The 14,928-nt window shown below is 75.3% G+C and carries 8 protein-coding genes and 1 pseudogene; 1 reads left to right on the top strand and 8 read right to left on the bottom strand.

The window, feature by feature from the left end:
- Window positions 1–93: 93 nt before the first annotated feature.
- Together OP86_RS26910 and OP86_RS26905 are read right to left on the bottom strand one after the other, a co-directional pair.
- Window positions 94–279 (bottom strand): MbtH family protein, encoded by a 186-nt coding sequence (locus tag OP86_RS26910; RefSeq protein WP_030057892.1) that lies wholly within the window; start codon window positions 277–279, stop codon window positions 94–96.
- Entirely contained in the window at window positions 272–7,696 is a 7,425-nt protein-coding gene (locus OP86_RS26905) for an amino acid adenylation domain-containing protein (RefSeq protein ID WP_078588342.1), read from the bottom strand. The genes OP86_RS26910 and OP86_RS26905 overlap by 8 nt, the downstream gene beginning before the upstream one ends.
- Before the next feature lie 130 nt (window positions 7,697–7,826).
- Between OP86_RS26905 and OP86_RS26900 the strand changes: the two genes are divergently transcribed.
- The gene (locus tag OP86_RS26900) at window positions 7,827–8,990 is read left to right on the top strand and encodes a M20 family metallopeptidase (protein WP_030254620.1); all 1,164 of its coding nucleotides are present in this window, start codon (window positions 7,827–7,829) and stop codon (window positions 8,988–8,990) included.
- Window positions 8,991–9,083: 93 nt separating this feature from the next.
- Here the strand turns inward: OP86_RS26900 and OP86_RS26895 are convergent, their stop codons facing one another.
- The 6 genes and pseudogenes from OP86_RS26895 to OP86_RS26870 form a co-directional block, all read right to left on the bottom strand.
- Complete coding sequence (locus OP86_RS26895) at window positions 9,084–9,893, bottom strand: AMP-binding protein (RefSeq protein ID WP_030057896.1); 810 nt, start codon at window positions 9,891–9,893, stop codon at window positions 9,084–9,086.
- Window positions 9,893–10,126, bottom strand: a complete 234-nt coding sequence (locus OP86_RS26890; protein WP_030057897.1) for a phosphopantetheine-binding protein — start codon at window positions 10,124–10,126, stop codon at window positions 9,893–9,895. Before OP86_RS26890 ends, OP86_RS26895 begins: the two co-directional genes overlap by 1 nt.
- 146 nt (window positions 10,127–10,272) lie before the next feature.
- A pseudogene (locus OP86_RS26885) lies at window positions 10,273–10,890 on the bottom strand (isochorismatase family protein); the annotation flags it as partial.
- Window positions 10,891–10,921: 31 nt separating this feature from the next.
- Entirely contained in the window at window positions 10,922–12,646 is a 1,725-nt protein-coding gene (locus OP86_RS26880; RefSeq protein WP_030057899.1) for a (2,3-dihydroxybenzoyl)adenylate synthase, read from the bottom strand.
- A gap of 2 nt (window positions 12,647–12,648) precedes the next feature.
- The gene (dhbC, locus tag OP86_RS26875; RefSeq protein WP_030254626.1) at window positions 12,649–13,860 is read right to left on the bottom strand and encodes an isochorismate synthase DhbC; all 1,212 of its coding nucleotides are present in this window, start codon (window positions 13,858–13,860) and stop codon (window positions 12,649–12,651) included.
- A gap of 116 nt (window positions 13,861–13,976) precedes the next feature.
- A complete protein-coding gene (locus tag OP86_RS26870) occupies window positions 13,977–14,759 on the bottom strand; it encodes a 2,3-dihydro-2,3-dihydroxybenzoate dehydrogenase (protein WP_267883093.1) in 783 nt (260 codons plus the stop codon).
- Between the last annotated feature and the right edge of the window lie 169 nt (window positions 14,760–14,928).

The following is a 14,928-nucleotide window of genomic DNA, read 5'->3' as shown; positions in this document are numbered from 1 at the left end:
ACCACCGATATCTACACTAGATCGCTCGTCGGCAGCGTCAGATGTGTATAAGAGACAGGGCGGGGGCTTCGCCGCCCGGGGTGGCGGGAGCTGTCACAGGGCGGTCCAGTGCGCGGTGATCCACTGCAGGGCGGCGGCCCGCCCGCACGGGCCGTGGGCGACGTTCCAGCCGGCCGGGACGGCGGCGAAGGCGGGCCAGAGGGAGTGCTGTCCCTCGGGGTTGACGAGCGCGAGGAACTCGCCGTCGGCGTCGAAGGGGTTGGCGGGGGCGTCACTCATCGGAGGAGGTCTCCAGGTGGTCGGCGATCACGCCCGCGATGTGCGCGATCGGGGCGGGCAGGGTCATGTCCTTGTGGGAGCAGGCCACGTCGGTGTTGGCGATCCGGCCGGACACGTACGGGGTCCAGAGCTCGGGCACCAGGGTGTCGTCGATGGTGTCGACGGTGGCGCGGAAGAACAGCACGTCGCCGTCGAAGCGGCGGTGGTCGTAGCCGCACACCAGGTGGTTGGTGTTGAGGTAGATCCGGTTGAGCGCCGCCACGGTGGCGTCGTCGAGTCCGGCGAGCGGGCTGCCCTCGCGGCGCAACAGCGCGGTGACGGCGTCGAGTTCGAGCGGCTTCCCGGCGAGGTCGGCGGGGCCGTAGCCGCCCATGGTGAGCAGCGCCTCCAGCGCCTCGGCCTGGTCGGGGACTGGCAGCTCGCGGAAGCCCTCGGCGGGGTAGGCGTCCAGGATGGCGAGCAACTCGACGTCATGGCCCAGCTCCTGGAGTCGGACGGCCACCGCGTGCGCGATGATCCCGCCGGTGGACCAGCCGAGCAGCCGGTACGGGCCCTCGGGTTGGACCTCGCGCAGCCGGTCGGCGTAGTGCGCAGCCAGCTCCTCCATGGTCGCGGGCAGCGGTTCGCCGACCGTGGCGGCGCCGACGCCCTGGGCCTGGAGGCCGTAGAGGGGAACGTCGGCCGGGAGGTGGCGGATCAGGCCGGTGTAGCACCAGCTGAGGCCGCCCGCCGGATGGACGGCGAACAGCGGGCGCTGCCGGCCGGGCGCGACGGGCCGCAGTGGGAGCAGCACGTCCAGGGCGTCGGTGTGCTGCGATCCTGCGGTGAGCGCGGCGTCGAGGGCGGCCACCGTGGGCGCCTGGAACAGCGCGCCGATGCCGACCTCCAGTCCGAGCACCTCGCGGATCCGCCCGGCCAGGCGCACGACCAGCAGTGAGTGCCCGCCGAGGGCGAAGAAGTCGTCCTCGACACCGACCGCGGCCACGCCCAGCACCTCGGCGAACAGTTCGCACAACTGCTGCTCGCGCGGGCTGCGCGGCGGGCGGCCGGCGCCCGCGGCGGGGGCCTCGGGGGCGGGCAGGGCGCGGCGGTCCAGCTTGCCGTTGGCGGTCAGCGGCAGCCGGTCGAGCAGGACCACGGCGGAGGGCACCATGTGGGCGGGCAGTTCGGCGGCGGCGTGGACGCGCAGGGCCTCGGGCGCGGCGCCGGGCGTGGTACCGGCGGGGACGGCGTAGCCGACCAGGCGCTTGTCGCCGGGGATGTCCTCGCGAACCACCACGGCGGCGTCGGCGACCGCCGGGTGGGCCGCCAACACGGCCTCGATCTCGCCGAGTTCGATGCGGAAGCCGCGCAGCTTGACCTGCTGGTCGGCTCGGCCGAAGTACTCCAGCACGCCGTCCGGGCGGCGGCGGGCGAGGTCGCCGGAGCGGTACATCCGGGTGCCCCGCTCGCCGAACAGTCCGGCGTACGGGTCGGCGACGAACCGGGTGGCCGTCAGGTCCGGGCGGCCGAGGTAGCCGCGGGCCAGGCCCGCCCCGGCCACGTACATCTCGCCGGTGACGCCGGGCGGGACGGGCTGGAGGTGCTGGTCGAGGACGTAGACCCGCAGGTCGGGGATGTTGACACCGATGGTGCTGCTGCTGGTCGCGGCGGCGCTCGCCCGGTCGAGGGCGAGGTAGGAGACGTGCACGGTGGTCTCGGTGATGCCGTACATGTTGACCAGGGTCGGCGCGTCCTCGGCGTGCCGGGAGTACCAGTCGTCCAGCCGGGCCAGTTCGAGCGCCTCGCCGCCGAACACCACGTAGCGCAGGGCGAGTTCGCTGCCGGGGCGCTCCCGGTCGGCGGCGCTGAGCTGGTAGAACGCGGACGGGGTCTGGTTGAGCACGGTGACCCGCTCGCGGGCGAGCAGGTCGAGGAAGGCGGCCGGGTCGCGGCTGACCAGGTGCGGGACGACGACCAGCCGGCCGCCGTGCAGCAGGGCGCCCCACAGTTCCCAGACCGAGAAGTCGAAGGCGTAGGAGTGGAAGAGGGTCCAGACGTCCTGGGCGTCGAAGCCGAACCAGTGGTCGGTGGAGCTGAACAGCCGGGTGACGTTGCGGTGGGTGACGGGCACGCCCTTGGGCCGGCCGGTGGAGCCGGAGGTGTAGATGACGTACGCGGTGTCCTCGGCGCGCAGCGGGCGGGTGCGTTCGTGCTGGGCGAGCGGGGTGGCCGGGTACGTCGCCGACTCCGGTCCGTCGACGAGGAGTCGGGGGACGGAGTGGGCGGGCAGCCGGGGCGCGGTGGCCCGGTCGGTGAGCAGGGCGGCGGGGGCGGCGTCGGCCAGCATGTAGGCCAGGCGGTCGGCCGGGTAGTCGGGGTCGAGCGGGAGGTAGGCGGCGCCGGACTTGGCGACCGCGAGCAGGGCGACGACCAGGTCGACCGAGCGGGGCAGGGCGAGGGCGACGATGGTGCCGGGGCCGATGCCGTGGGCGGCCAGCAGGCGGGCCAGGCGGTCGGCGCGGGCGCCGAGTTCGGTGTAGTCGAGTCGGTCCTCGCCGCAACTGACGGCTACGGCACGCGGGTTGGCGGCGGCCGCGGCCTCGAACAGCTCGGGCAGGGTGGCGGTCGGTGCGGCGGCGGTCGGTACGGCGGCGGTCGGTACGGCGGCGGTCGGTGCCTGGGCGACCGGGGTGCCGTTCCACTCGACCAGGGCGCGCCGGCGTTCCTGCGCACTGATCAGCGGCAGTCGGCCGATCGGGGTGTCCGGGTCGGTGGCGGCGGCGGTGAGCAGCCGGGTGAGGCGGTCCGCGAGGGCGGTCGCGGTGGCGGGGTCGAAGAGGTCGGTGCGGTACTCCAGGAAGCCGCGGATGCCGCCGCCGGGCTGCTCCCCCGCGTTGAGGGTGAGGTCGAACTTGGCGGTGCCGCTGGGGATCGCGGCGATCTCGGCGGTCAGACCGCCGCCGAACGCGGTGGGTTCGTCGACGCGGCTCTGCCAGGCGAGCATCACCTGGAACAGCGGGTGGCGGGCGAGCGAGCGGGCCGGGTTGAGCTCCTCGACCAGGCGGTCGAAGGGCAGGTCGGCGTGCTCGTGGGCGGACAGCACGGTGCCGCGCACGCGCCGGAGCAGTTCCCGGAAGGACGGGTCGCCGGACGTGTCGGTGCGCAGCACCACGGAGTTGACGAAGTAGCCGACCAGCGCGGCGGTCTGATCGTCCTCGCGCCCGGCGAGCGGGGTGCCGACGGGGATGTCGGTGCCGCAGCCGTGCCGGGTGAGCAGGGCGGCGAGGCCGGCCTGGACGGCCGTGAACACGGTGCTGCCGGTGGACCGGGCGAGCGCGGTGAGGGCGGTGTGCGCCTCGGCGCCGAGGGCGAAGGGCACGGTGGCGCCGTCGTGGCCGGCCACGGGCGGGCGGGGGCGGTCGGTGGGCAGGTCGAGCTGGTCGGGCAGGCCGGCGAGGGCGGTGCGCCAGTGCTCGGTCTGCCGTACGGCGAGCGGGGTCGGGGCGTCCACGGTGCCGAGCAGCTGCCGCTGCCAGGCCGCATGGTCGGCGAACTGGACGGTGAGCGGTGTGAGTACGGGCGCGTGACCGGTGTGCCGGGCGGTGTAGGCGGCGGCGAGATCGTGCAGCAGCGGGGTGGTGGAGGCGCCGTCGCCCGCGATGTGGTGGAGCAGCAGGAGCAGGGTGTGCCGCTCGGGGCCGTGGCCGAACAGCGTGGCGCGCAGCGGCGGTTCGGCGGTGAGGTCGAAGGCGTACCGGACGGCTTCGGTCATCTCCCCGGTGCCGTCGTGGAGTTCGATCGGCGCGGGGGCCAGGATCCGCTGGTACGGCGCGCCGTCGGGCTCCTCGCCGTAGACGGTGCGCAGGACTTCGTGCCGGGCGGTGAGGTCGCCGAGGGCGAGGGTGAGGGCGGCGCGGTCGAGCGGGCCGGTGAGGGTGAGGGCGAGCGGGATGTTGTAGGTGGGGCTGGGGCCTTCGAGCCGGTGCAGGAACCAGAGGCCGCGCTGGGCGGGTGAGAGCGGCATCCGGTCGGCGCGGGGCACGGGCAGCAGGGCGGGACGGGGGTCGGGACGGGGGTCGGGCCGCTCGTCCCGCGGTCCGTGCCGGAGCAGGGCGGCGAGGGCGGCCGGGGTCGGATGGCGGAAGACATCGGCGAAGGCGACCGGCGCGGCGAAGGTCTCGCGCAGCCGGGCGGCCAGGCGGCCGGCGAGCAGGGAGTGGCCGCCGAGGTCGAAGAAGGAGGCGTCCCGGCCGGGTGCCTGCGGCAGGCCGAGGACGTCGGCGAACAGCCCGCAGACCAGCTCCTCCTGCGGCGTGGCCGCCGCTGCGCCCTCGGCCTCCACAGGGGGCTCGGGCAGGGCGCGGTGGTCGAGCTTGTCGTGGGCGGTGCGCGGCAGTTCGGCCAGCAGCAGCACGGCCGCCGGGACCATGTGCGCGGGCAGCCGGGCGGCGAGCGCGGCGCGCAGCCCGTCCGGATCCGGGGCGGCGCCGGGCGCGGGGACGGCGTAGCAGAGCAGGCGTGTGCCCTGCGGCCCGGGGCGGGCGATCGCCACGGCCTGGGCGACGCCGGGCAGTTCGGCGAGGACGGCGGCGATCTCGCCGGGCTCGACCCGGAAGCCGCGGATCTTCACCTGGTCGTCGGCCCGGCCGAGGAACTCCAGGGTGCCTCCCCCAGCCTCCGGCCGGGGGGACCCCCATGGCCGGCGGCGGGCGAGGTCGCCGGTGCGGTACATCCGGCTGCCGGGCGGGCCGAAGGGGTCGGCGAGGAAGCGCTCGGCGGTGAGGTCGGGGCGGCCGAGGTAGCCGCGGGCCAGGCAGGCGCCGGCGACGTACAGTTCGCCGGTGACGCCGTCGGGCGCGGGGCGCAGCGAGCCGTCCAGGACGTAGGCGCGCGAGCCGCGCACCACCCGGCCGACCGGGGCGCCGTCCGGGCCGGGGGTCCAGGCGTAGGCGTCCACGGTGGTCTCGGTCGGGCCGTACAGGTCGACCGGGTGCAGGCCGGGGACGGCGGTCAGCCGCTGCCAGAGGGCGGGCGGGGTGGCCTCGCCGCCGACCACGAGCACGGACGGGCGGTGCCGCCCCTCGTCCAGGATCCCTTCGGCGATGAGGACTTCGAGGTAGGAGGGGGTGAGGTCGAGGTAGTCGATGCGCTCGCGGTCGAGGTGGGCGGCCAGTGCGGCCGGGTCCCGGTAGGTGGCGTCGTCCAGCAGGTGGAGCTCGTGGCCGTGGACCATCCAGAGCACCGGGTCCCAGGAGGCGTCGAAGGCGAACGAGGCGCTGTGGGCGACGCGCAGGCGCTCGCGGCCGGTGCGGCGCACGGCGGGGGCGATGTGGTCCTCGGCGAGGCCGGCGTGCAGGTTGGCGAGCGAGGCGTGGGTGACCACCACGCCCTTGGGGCGGCCGGTGGAGCCCGAGGTGTGCAACACGTAGGCGGCGTGGTGGAGTTGCGGCGCGGGCAAGGCGCTCGCCGGCTCGCTGTCCGGGTCACGACCGGCCGCGTCCACCTGCACGGTGGGTAGGCCCGCGTGCAGGCCGGTGGGCAGGTCGGTGTGCAGGCCGGTGTGCAGGTCGAGCCCGGCGAGGGCCTCGGCGGTGCCGACCGCGCAGACCGGGCGGGCATCGGCCAGGACCGCGGCCAGGCGCTGCCGGGGGTGGGTGAGGTCCAGGCAGACGCAGGCGCCGCCGGACTTGAGCACGGCGAGCATCGCGACGAGCGTGTCCGCGCCGCGCGGCAGGGCGATCGCGACGGGGGCGCCGTCCCGGACGCCGAGGGCGGTCAGGCGGTGAGCGAGCCGGTCGGCGGCGGCGTCGAGGTGCGCGTACGTCAGGGCGGTCGCGCCGCAGCGGACGGCGACGGCGTCCGGGGTGCGGGCGGCCTGGGCGGCGAACAGCTCGGGCACGGTGCGCTCGGCCGGGGGTTCGGTGCGGCCGGCGGTGGCCCGGCGCAGACCGTCCGCGTCGAGCAGGTCGATCCGGGCGATCGGCGCCTGCGGGGCGGTGAGCAGCAGTTCGGCGAGGGCGTCGAGGTAGCGCAGCAGGCCGTCTCGGTGGGCAGCCAGGGAGGCGGCGCCGTGCCGGGCCGGGTCGGCGTCGATCACCAGGCGCAGGGCGCCGTCCGGCCCCGGAGAGACGTTCAGGGCGAGGTCGTCCACGGGGCCGGCGGCGAGGTTGCGGACGGCGCCGGGCAGTCCGGCCAGGTCGAGGTCGCCCTCGAAGGCCTTGATGTTGACCATCGGGCCGAACAGGGCGCGCCGGTCGCCGGTGCGGCCGAGGTCGCGGCGCAGGTCCTCCAGCGGGTAGCGCTGATGGCGGCGGGCGGCGCGCAGTTCGCGGACCACCTGCCGCAGCAGGGCCTCGGCACTGTCGGCGGGGCGGACGGCCAGGCGCAGCGGGAGCACGTTGGCGGCGGCGACGGGGGTGCGCAGGGCGGCCGGGCCACGGCGGTTGGCGAGCGGTAGGCCGAGGATGACGTCCTGGCTGCCGGACAGGCGGTGCAGGTAGCCGGCGGTGGCGGCGAGGAGCAGTTCGGCCCAGGTGGCGCGGACGGCGGCGGCGGCGCGCTCCAGGTGGTCGCGGGTGCCGGCGGGGAGGTCGGCGGTCAGGCGCAGCGGCGCCGTGCCGCTGTCGGCGGCGGGCGTGCCGGCGCCGGCGGCGGACGTGCCGGCGCCGGCGGCGGACGTGCCAGCGCCGGCGGCGGCGGGCGTGCCGGGGAGGGTCGCGGGGGCGTCGGCGTCGGCCATCCGGGCGGACCAGTGGGCGCGGTCGGCCGGGTAGTCCTCGCCGTCGAGGTACGCGGCCTCCTCGGCGGCGGTGTCGGCGAGGCGCCCGAACGGGGTCGGGGCGGGCTCGGCGCCGGTGGTGTGCGCGCGGTACAGCTCGGCGACCCGCTCGCCGAGGAGGGTCAACGCGTAGGCGTCGACGGCGAGATGGTGGATCCGCCGGTACCAGAGCCACCGGTCGTCGGCGAGCCGGATGAGCGCGTGGGTGAAGAGCGGGCCCTGGGCGAGGTCGACCGGTCGGGCGAGGTCGGCGCGCATCCAGGTTTCGGCGGCGGCCTCCGGGGCGTTTGCGGCCTCGGCACCCTCCGGGTCGGTTGCGGCGGGGGCTTCGGCTCGCAGGTCGAGGCGGTGCAGTGGCCACGGGCGGCCCGGGGTCAGCCGTTGACGGGGCGCGCCGTCGGGGCCGGTGACGACGACGGCGCTCAGCGCCTCCGCCTCCTCCACCGCCTGCCGCAGTGCCCGCTCGAACCGGTCCTCGTCGAGCGGACCGGTGATCTCGACGGCGTCGCCGGTGTTGTAGACCGGGCTGGCGGGGTCGAGCGCCTGGGCGTACCAGATGGCGGCCTGGGCGGCGAGCAGCGGAACGTCGACGGCCTGGGGCTCGACGGCCTGGGTGTCGCCCGTCTGGGTGTCACCCGTCTGGGTCTCGGCGGGCATGGTTCGGAGAGCTCCTCGGGGATCCGGAAGGCCTTACTTAGGTTAGCCTAATCTAACTTCATATGATCTGGTCAACAGCCCCGAAGAGACCGGGACCTGACGCCGACCCCGACGCCCGGAGGCGCCACTCATGTCCCTGCCCTCACCCCTGCCCCCGCCCCTGGCCGCGACCAAGCAGGCCGTCCGCGACCGCGTGCACGCGCACAGGGCAGAGCTGCTCGCGCTCAGCCGCCGCATCCACGCCCACCCCGAGACCGCCTTCGAGGAGCACCGCGCGGCCGCCTGGTGCACCGAACTGCTGCGCGCCCACGGCTACTCCGTCACCGCACCCGCGCACGGCCTGGCCACCGCGTTCAGCGCGACGCTCGGCAGCGGGCCGGTCACCGTCGCACTCGTCTGCGAGTACGACGCGCTGCCCGGCCTCGGGCACGCCTGCGGGCACAACCTGATCGCCGCCGTCGGCCTCGGCGCAGCACTCGGGCTCGCCCCGTACGCCGAGCAACTCGGGCTCACCGTACGGGTGATCGGCGCACCGGCCGAGGAACGCGGGGCGGGCAAGGCGCTGCTGCTGGAGGCGGGGGCCTTCGACGGGGTGGACGCGGCGATGATGGTCCACCCCTGCCCGGTCGAGGTCGCCGACTTCCGTTCCTTCGCGCTCGGCACGCTGTCGGTCCGCTACACCGGGCGCGCCGCCCACCCGAGCCTCAACCCGCACGACGGCCGCAACGCCGCCGACGCGCTCACCGTCGCCCAGGTCGCGATCGGGCTGCTGCGCCAACAACTCCCGCCGCAGTGGCGGGTGCACGGCATCACCACCGGGGCCGGGACGGCGCCGAACCTGATCCCGGACAGCGCGAGCGCCGAGTACGAGATCCGGGCCTCGGCGGCCGAGGACCTCGTGGAGCTGCGCGCCCGGGTCGAGGACTGCTTCCGCGCCGGGGCGCTCGCCACCGGGTGCGAGGTCGAGCTGTCCCGCCCCGAGCCGGACTACCTGGACATGCGCTCCGACCCCGGGCTGCTCGCCCTGTGGCGGGCCAACGCGGCGGCTCTCGGCCGGCCGGAGCCGGTCGAGAGCGGGCCGTTCGCCTGTACGGACATGGGGAACGTGTCGCACGTGGTGCCCTCGATCCACCCGGTGCTGGACATCACCGGTGGCACCTGCGCCCCGCACGAGGCGGCGTTCGCCGAGGCGGCGCTGGGCGCGGAGGCGGAACGGGCGGTGCTGGACGGCGCGGTGGCGATGGCGTGGACGGCGGCGGACCTGGCGGCGGGCGGGCCGGCGGCGGACGAGTAACAGATGACAGTCGACAGCGAACAGCTGACAGCTTTCAGCGAACAGATTTCATCATCTGTTCGCTGAAAGCTGTCAGCTGAAAGTTCTCCCCCGTCACACCCCCAGCAGAGCCGCCGGTGCCACCCTCACCGCCGTCACGCCCAGCTCCCGCACCAGCGCGCCGACCTCCCCCTCCCACTGCGGGTCGGCGAGCACCACGGCGGCGCCCGTCCGCAACGGCCAGAGGAACTCCCAGAGCGGCAGCCCCAGTTGCAGCACCCGGTCGCCCGGGCCCAGCGGGTGGGCCGCCTGGAGCTCGCGCACCCGGCGGTCCGCCTCGGCGTGGGTGAGCCGGACGGCCGTCGGGCGCCCGCCCGGGCCGTACCCGACGCACAGCAGGTGCTGCGGGGTGAGCGCCCGTGGCGGGTCCGTGGGCAGTTCGCCGCCCGCCTCCAGCCCGGGGATCGCCCCCGGCACCCCCTCCCCCAGCACGCACACCGGCGCGTTCTCGGCGAGCAACCGCTCCCGCCGCCCCGGGGTGTCCGCCGGGTCCAGGGGCAGGTAGGCCGCGCCCGACTTCACCACCGCCAGCAGCGCCGTCAGCAGCTCGGCCGGACAGCGGGCGGCGGCGAGGCCGACCACCGTACCCGGGCGGGCCCCACGGGCGGCCAGGGCGCGCGCCAGCTGGTTGGCCGAGGCGTTCAGCTCCCGGTAGCTGACGGTCTCCCCGCCCGCGAGCACCAGCGCCGGCGCGTCCGGCGTCCGGGCCGCCTGCGCCTCGACCGGCCCCACCACGGTGGTTGCCGGATACGTCACCGAGCGGCGGGGCAGCGCGGGCGCCGCGATCAGCGCCTCTTCCCGTACCAACTCCCGTACGGCCCCCTCGGCGGTCCCCCGGGCGGCCTCCCGTACGACCGCCTCCATCAGGCCGCGCCCAACAGCTCGGCCCAGGCCTCGATCGCCGGGCGCTCGGCGAGCCGGACGAACGCCACCTCGGCGCCCTCCGCCCGCCACCGCTCGGCGAGCGCCATCAGCCGGATGGAGTCCAGCCCCCAGTCGACCAGGTTCTCGTCCAGCGGGATGTCCGCCGGGTCCTCGCCGAGCAGGTCGGCGACCTCCGCCCGGATCCGCTCCACCGTGAAGCCCACGGCCGTCATTTCCCGTCCACCTCGTCCAGCCCGTCCAGCCCGTCCAGCCCGTCCAGCCCGTCCACCTGGTCCACCTCGTCCACCTCGTCCACCTCGTCCACCTCGTCCGCAGCCTCGGCCACGTCCACCGCGCCGGCCCCGTCGAGCATCCCGAGCACGGCCTCCGTCGTGCCGACCACCCCGCAGCGCCCGGCCACCCAGGCCAGCGCGCCCCGGTGTTCCGCCGGGCCGAAGTCGGCGACCGCGTCGGCCACCACGAAGGCCTGGACGTCCCGCATCCACGCGTCGCAGGCGGTGGCCTGCACCCCGATGTGGGCGTACACGCCGGTGATCACCAGCTGGTCCCGGCCCTGCTCGCGCAGCAGCCGCTCCAACTCGGTGCGCACGAAGGCGCTGTACTTCCACTTGGTGAGCACGGTGTCGCCCGGCGCCGGGGCGACGGCGTCGGCGATCGCGGTGGCCCGGGGGTCGTCCGGGATGCCGGGCCCCCAGAAGTCCTGCTGCAGTCCGCGCTCGGCCGGGCTCTGTCCGCCCAGCTGCGCCGAGTAGACGACCGGGACGCCGTGGGCACCGGCCGCCTTCACCAACGCCTCGACGTTGCCGAGGAGTTCGGGCACCGGAGCAGCCTCGGCCTCGAAGGCGTCCAGGAAGTGGTTCTGCAGGTCGTGCACCAGCAGGACGGCGCGCGCCGGGTCCACCGTCCAGGCGACCCGGTTGGCGGGCAGCTCGGCCGCGGCGGGCATGGGATAGGAGGGAATGCGGGGCAGGCCCACGGTGGTCGTTCCTTAGCAACTAGGGGGGAGATCAACTGGCGTTCAGGGAGGCCGCGATGGCCGCGCGCAGGTCCTTCTTGCTGACCTTGCCGATGCCGGTGGCGGGGAAGGTCTCGACGAACTCGACCCGGTCCGGCACCTTGTAGTCGGCCAGCCCGCGCCCGCGCACGAAGCGCTTCAACTCGACGCCCTTCGGGGGATGTTCGCGGTACTCGGGGCGGAGCACCAGGTACGCGCAGGTGCGTTCGCCGAGGTAGGGGTCGGGCATCGACACCACGGCCGCGTCGTGCACGGCGGGGTGCGCGAGCAGGTGGTTCTCGATCTCCTCGGCGGCGACCTTCTCGCCGCCCCGGTTGATCTGGTCCTTGGCCCGCCCCTCGACCACCAGGTGGCCGCTCGGGGTGCGTCGGACGAGGTCCCCGGTGCGGTAGAAGCCGTCCGCCGTGAAGGAGTTCGCGTTGTGCTCGGGCGCGTTCCAGTAGCCACGGATGGTGTACGGGCCGCGGGTCAGCAGGTGGCCGGTGGCGCCGTCGGGCAGGTCCCGGTCCTGGTCGTCGACCACCCTGACCTCGTCGTCCGGGGAGATCGGCCGGCCCTGGGTGGTGGTGATCAGATCCTCCGGGTCGTCCAGCCGGGTGTAGTTGACCAGCCCCTCGGCCATCCCGAACACCTGCTGCAACGTGCAGCCCAGCACCGGGCGCACCCTGCGGGCCGCCTCCGTACTGAACTTGGCGCCGCCTACCAGCAGCACCTCCAGGCTCTCGTACCCCCGAACACCGCGCTCGGCGGCGTCCAGCCAGAGCAGCGCGAGCGGCGGCACCAGGCCGGTGACGGTCACGCCCTCGCGCTCGATCAGCGGGAAGGCCGTCTCCGGGCTGGGCTGCGGGCAGAGCACCACCCGGCCGCCGGCGTACAGGGTGCCGAGCGAACCCGGGGAGCTGAGCGGGAAGTTGTGGGCGGCGGGCAGCACGCACAGGTACACGCTGTCCGCATCGAGCCCGCACAGCTCGACGGAGCCGCGCAGCGAGTAGATGTAGTCGTCGTGGGTGCGCGGGATCAGCTTCGGCACGCCGGTGCTGCCGCCGGACAGCTGCAGGAAGGCCACGTCCCCCGGCTCGGGCTCGGGCCCGGGAACAGGCTCGGAAACAGGCTCGGGCCCGGGAACAGGCTCGGGCCGCCGCGAGGAACCCGGTCCACACGAGGCCCCGGGCCCGCCGCAGGGCACGTCCGCCAGCCGTACGTGCTCCCCCGGGTCCTCCCCGGCCACCAGGACCAGCCGCAGCCCCGGGCTCTCCGCCCGTACCCGGGAGGCGAGTTCGCGGTAGTCGAAGCCGCCTTCGACGGCCGGCACGACGTACGCGGCCGCGCCCGTGAAGGAGCAGAAGTACCCGATCTCGGCGTACCGGTGCGCGGGCAGCGCGAAGACCGGCAGCGCGCCGATCCGGAACAGCGCGAAGACCACCTCGAAGAACTCGGCCGCGTTGGGCAGTTGGACCACGACGCGGTCCCCAGCCCGGATGCCGCGGGCGAGCAGCCCGGCGGCCATCCGGTCGGCCCGGCGGTCGAGTTCGGCGTACGTCCAGCGCCGCTCCCCCGCCGCCACCGAGTGGCCGCCCGGGTCGACGACGGCGATCCGCTCGCCGTGCGCGGCGGCGCGCTCGCGCAGCATCCGTCCGAAGGTCTCGCCGCGCCAGTACCCGGCGGCCCGGTAGCGCTCGGCGAACTCGGCGGGGTACGGGGTGAATCCGTCCGTCATCGTCACCGGGACACCCCCGCGGCGTCCAGGAAGGTGCGGAACTTGGCGCTGGTCTCGGCGAGTTCGGCCGCCGGTTCGGAGCGGTCGACCACCCCCGCGCCGGCGTACACCCGCAGGGTCTTCTCGTCCGCCTCGGCGCAACGGATGGTGACCACCCACTCGCCGTCGCCGGCCGCGTCGCCCCAGCCGACCATGCCGGTGTACAGGCCGCGGTCGAAGGGCTCGACCTCGTCGATCACCCGGCGCGCGACGTCCGTCGGCGTGCCGCAGACCGCCGGGGTCGGGTGCAGCGCGCAGGCCAGTTCCAGGGCGGAGACGGCCGGATCGGCCAGTTCGCCGCTGATCGTGGTGGCCAGGTGCCACATCGCGGCCGTCCGCACCAGGGTGGGCCGTTCGGGCACCGCCAGGGTGCGGCAGTACGGCGCCAGCGCCTCCCGGATCGCGTCCACCACGACGGCATGCTCGTGCAGGTCCTTGGGCGACTCCAGCAGCGCGGCGGCCCGCCGGACGTCCTCGCCGAGGTCCACGCTGCGCGGCACCGAGCCGGCCAGCGGGTTGGCCAGCACGGCCGTCCCCCGCCGAGCGAGCAGGAGTTCGGGACTGGCGCCGATCAGCGTCCGGCCGCCGCCGGCCGGGACGGCGAAGGTGTAGCCGCCCGGGTCCCGGCGGGCCAGCCGCTGCAGGATGGCCGGCAGGTCGAGCGGCTCGGCGGCGCTCAGCTCCAGCGTCCGGGCGAGCACCACCTTGCTCAACTCCCCACCGCGCAGCCGCTCGACGGCCGCCGCGACGCCCGCGCCGTACGCCTGCGGCTCCGGTACCGGGCGGATCCGCCAGTCGACCTGCTGGGCCGGCGGCGCGGGCAGCGCGATCAGCGGATCGTCGCGCAGCGCCCCGGCGGTACGGACCCACTCGGGCACGGCGAGTTCGACCCGGCTCTCCCGGTCGAACGCCACCGCGCCCACCACCAGCGGCCGTTCGACCCCGGTGCGGCCCGCCGCGGCCAGCGTCTCGGCGACCCGCACGGGCAGCGGCCGCCCGTCCTGCGGCACCCGGGCGTGCACGCCGGAGGTGAGCAGGGTCCGGGTCGGCGAGGCGAGGAACGCCTCGCCGGAGGCGGCCCGGTACTGGCCGAGCAGTCCGCTGGCCGCGCCGATGACGGTGTGGTCGGGGCCGCCGGCGGCGGGGGCCGCCGGGGCGTGGTGCACCGTGGTCACGGTGGATTCTCCAGTCTGGGACGGGTCTACGGGGGAGCCGGCGGGGTCGCGGCGAGCGGGAACCGGGGAGCGGGAGGTGGGGACCGGGCAGACGTACGGAGGGGCGGAGGGGCTGCTCAGGCGCGCAGGGTCGCGCCGCCGTCGACGTACAGGTCGTGCATGGTGATGTGCCGCGCCCGGTCGGAGGCCAGGAACACCACCGCCTCCGCGATGTCGGCGGGTGCGGCGATCCGTCCGAGCGGGATGCCGACCCGCCAGGCCTCCAAGTCGCCGTCGATCACCCGGCGTTCGGACGCCTCGGCATCCTCGCCCCACAGCGCGCGCTGCATCTCGGTGTCGGTCGACCCGGGCGACACCACGTTGCACCGCACGCCGGACCGGGCGAGTTCCAGCCCCAGGCAGCGGGTGAACATGGTGGCCGCCGCCTTGGACGCCGCGTAGGCGGCCATCCCGGCTCGCGGCACCCCGGCGGCGTTGGACCCGACGGTGACGATGGCGCCGCGCCCCCGGTCCGCCATCCGCCGTCCGACGGCGCGGCCGGTGTGGAAGACACCGGTGGTGTTGACGGCGAAGGTGTCCGCCCAGTCGGCGTCGGTGAGTTCGACGACCGGAGCGGTGCGCAGGATGCCGGCGACGTTCACGAGCGTGGCGATGGAGCCTAGTTGACTCTCGATCAACTCGACTGCCTCGTCGACTCCTTGGGCGTCGGCGACATCCAGCACGTACGGTCTGACGCCCGGCACCTCCGCCGCCAGGGCCTCCAGGCCCCCGGCCTTGCGGTCCACCGCCGCGACGACGGCCCCCTCGGCCGCCAGCACCCGGACCACGGCCGCACCGATGCCCTGCCCGGCACCGGTCACCATCGCGACGGCACCGGTGAATTCGGACTGCTGCTGCACAGGACATCCCCTCCGACCAGCAAGATTAGGCAAGCCTAACCTAACACAATTGTTCGCCCACGCCGAGAGCCTGTGCGAAGCCATGTGAAGCCGCACGAAGCCCGCGCCGAAGCCCAACCCGACGCCCGCGCCGGCGCCCGTGCCGACGTCAACTCCCCCCGGACACACA

The organism is Streptomyces novaecaesareae, assembly GCF_000716875.1.
In the GTDB taxonomy this organism is placed as follows: Bacteria; Actinomycetota; Actinomycetes; order Streptomycetales; family Streptomycetaceae; genus Kitasatospora; species Kitasatospora novaecaesareae.
The sequence above is the reverse complement of the archived record's forward strand: the minus strand, read 5'-3'. Positions and strand labels throughout refer to the sequence as shown.

Excerpts from the sequence above, each read along its gene's own strand:
- OP86_RS26910 (WP_030057892.1), bottom strand. The coding sequence starts at position 279 with ATGAGTGACGCCCCCGCCAACCCCTTCGACGCCGACGGCGAGTTCCTC.
- OP86_RS26905 (WP_078588342.1), bottom strand. The coding sequence starts at position 7,696 with ATGCCCGCCGAGACCCAGACGGGTGACACCCAGACGGGCGACACCCAG.
- OP86_RS26900 (WP_030254620.1), top strand. The coding sequence starts at position 7,827 with ATGTCCCTGCCCTCACCCCTGCCCCCGCCCCTGGCCGCGACCAAGCAG.
- OP86_RS26895 (WP_030057896.1), bottom strand. The coding sequence starts at position 9,893 with ATGGAGGCGGTCGTACGGGAGGCCGCCCGGGGGACCGCCGAGGGGGCC.
- OP86_RS26890 (WP_030057897.1), bottom strand. The coding sequence starts at position 10,126 with ATGACGGCCGTGGGCTTCACGGTGGAGCGGATCCGGGCGGAGGTCGCC.
- OP86_RS26880 (WP_030057899.1), bottom strand. The coding sequence starts at position 12,646 with ATGACGGACGGATTCACCCCGTACCCCGCCGAGTTCGCCGAGCGCTAC.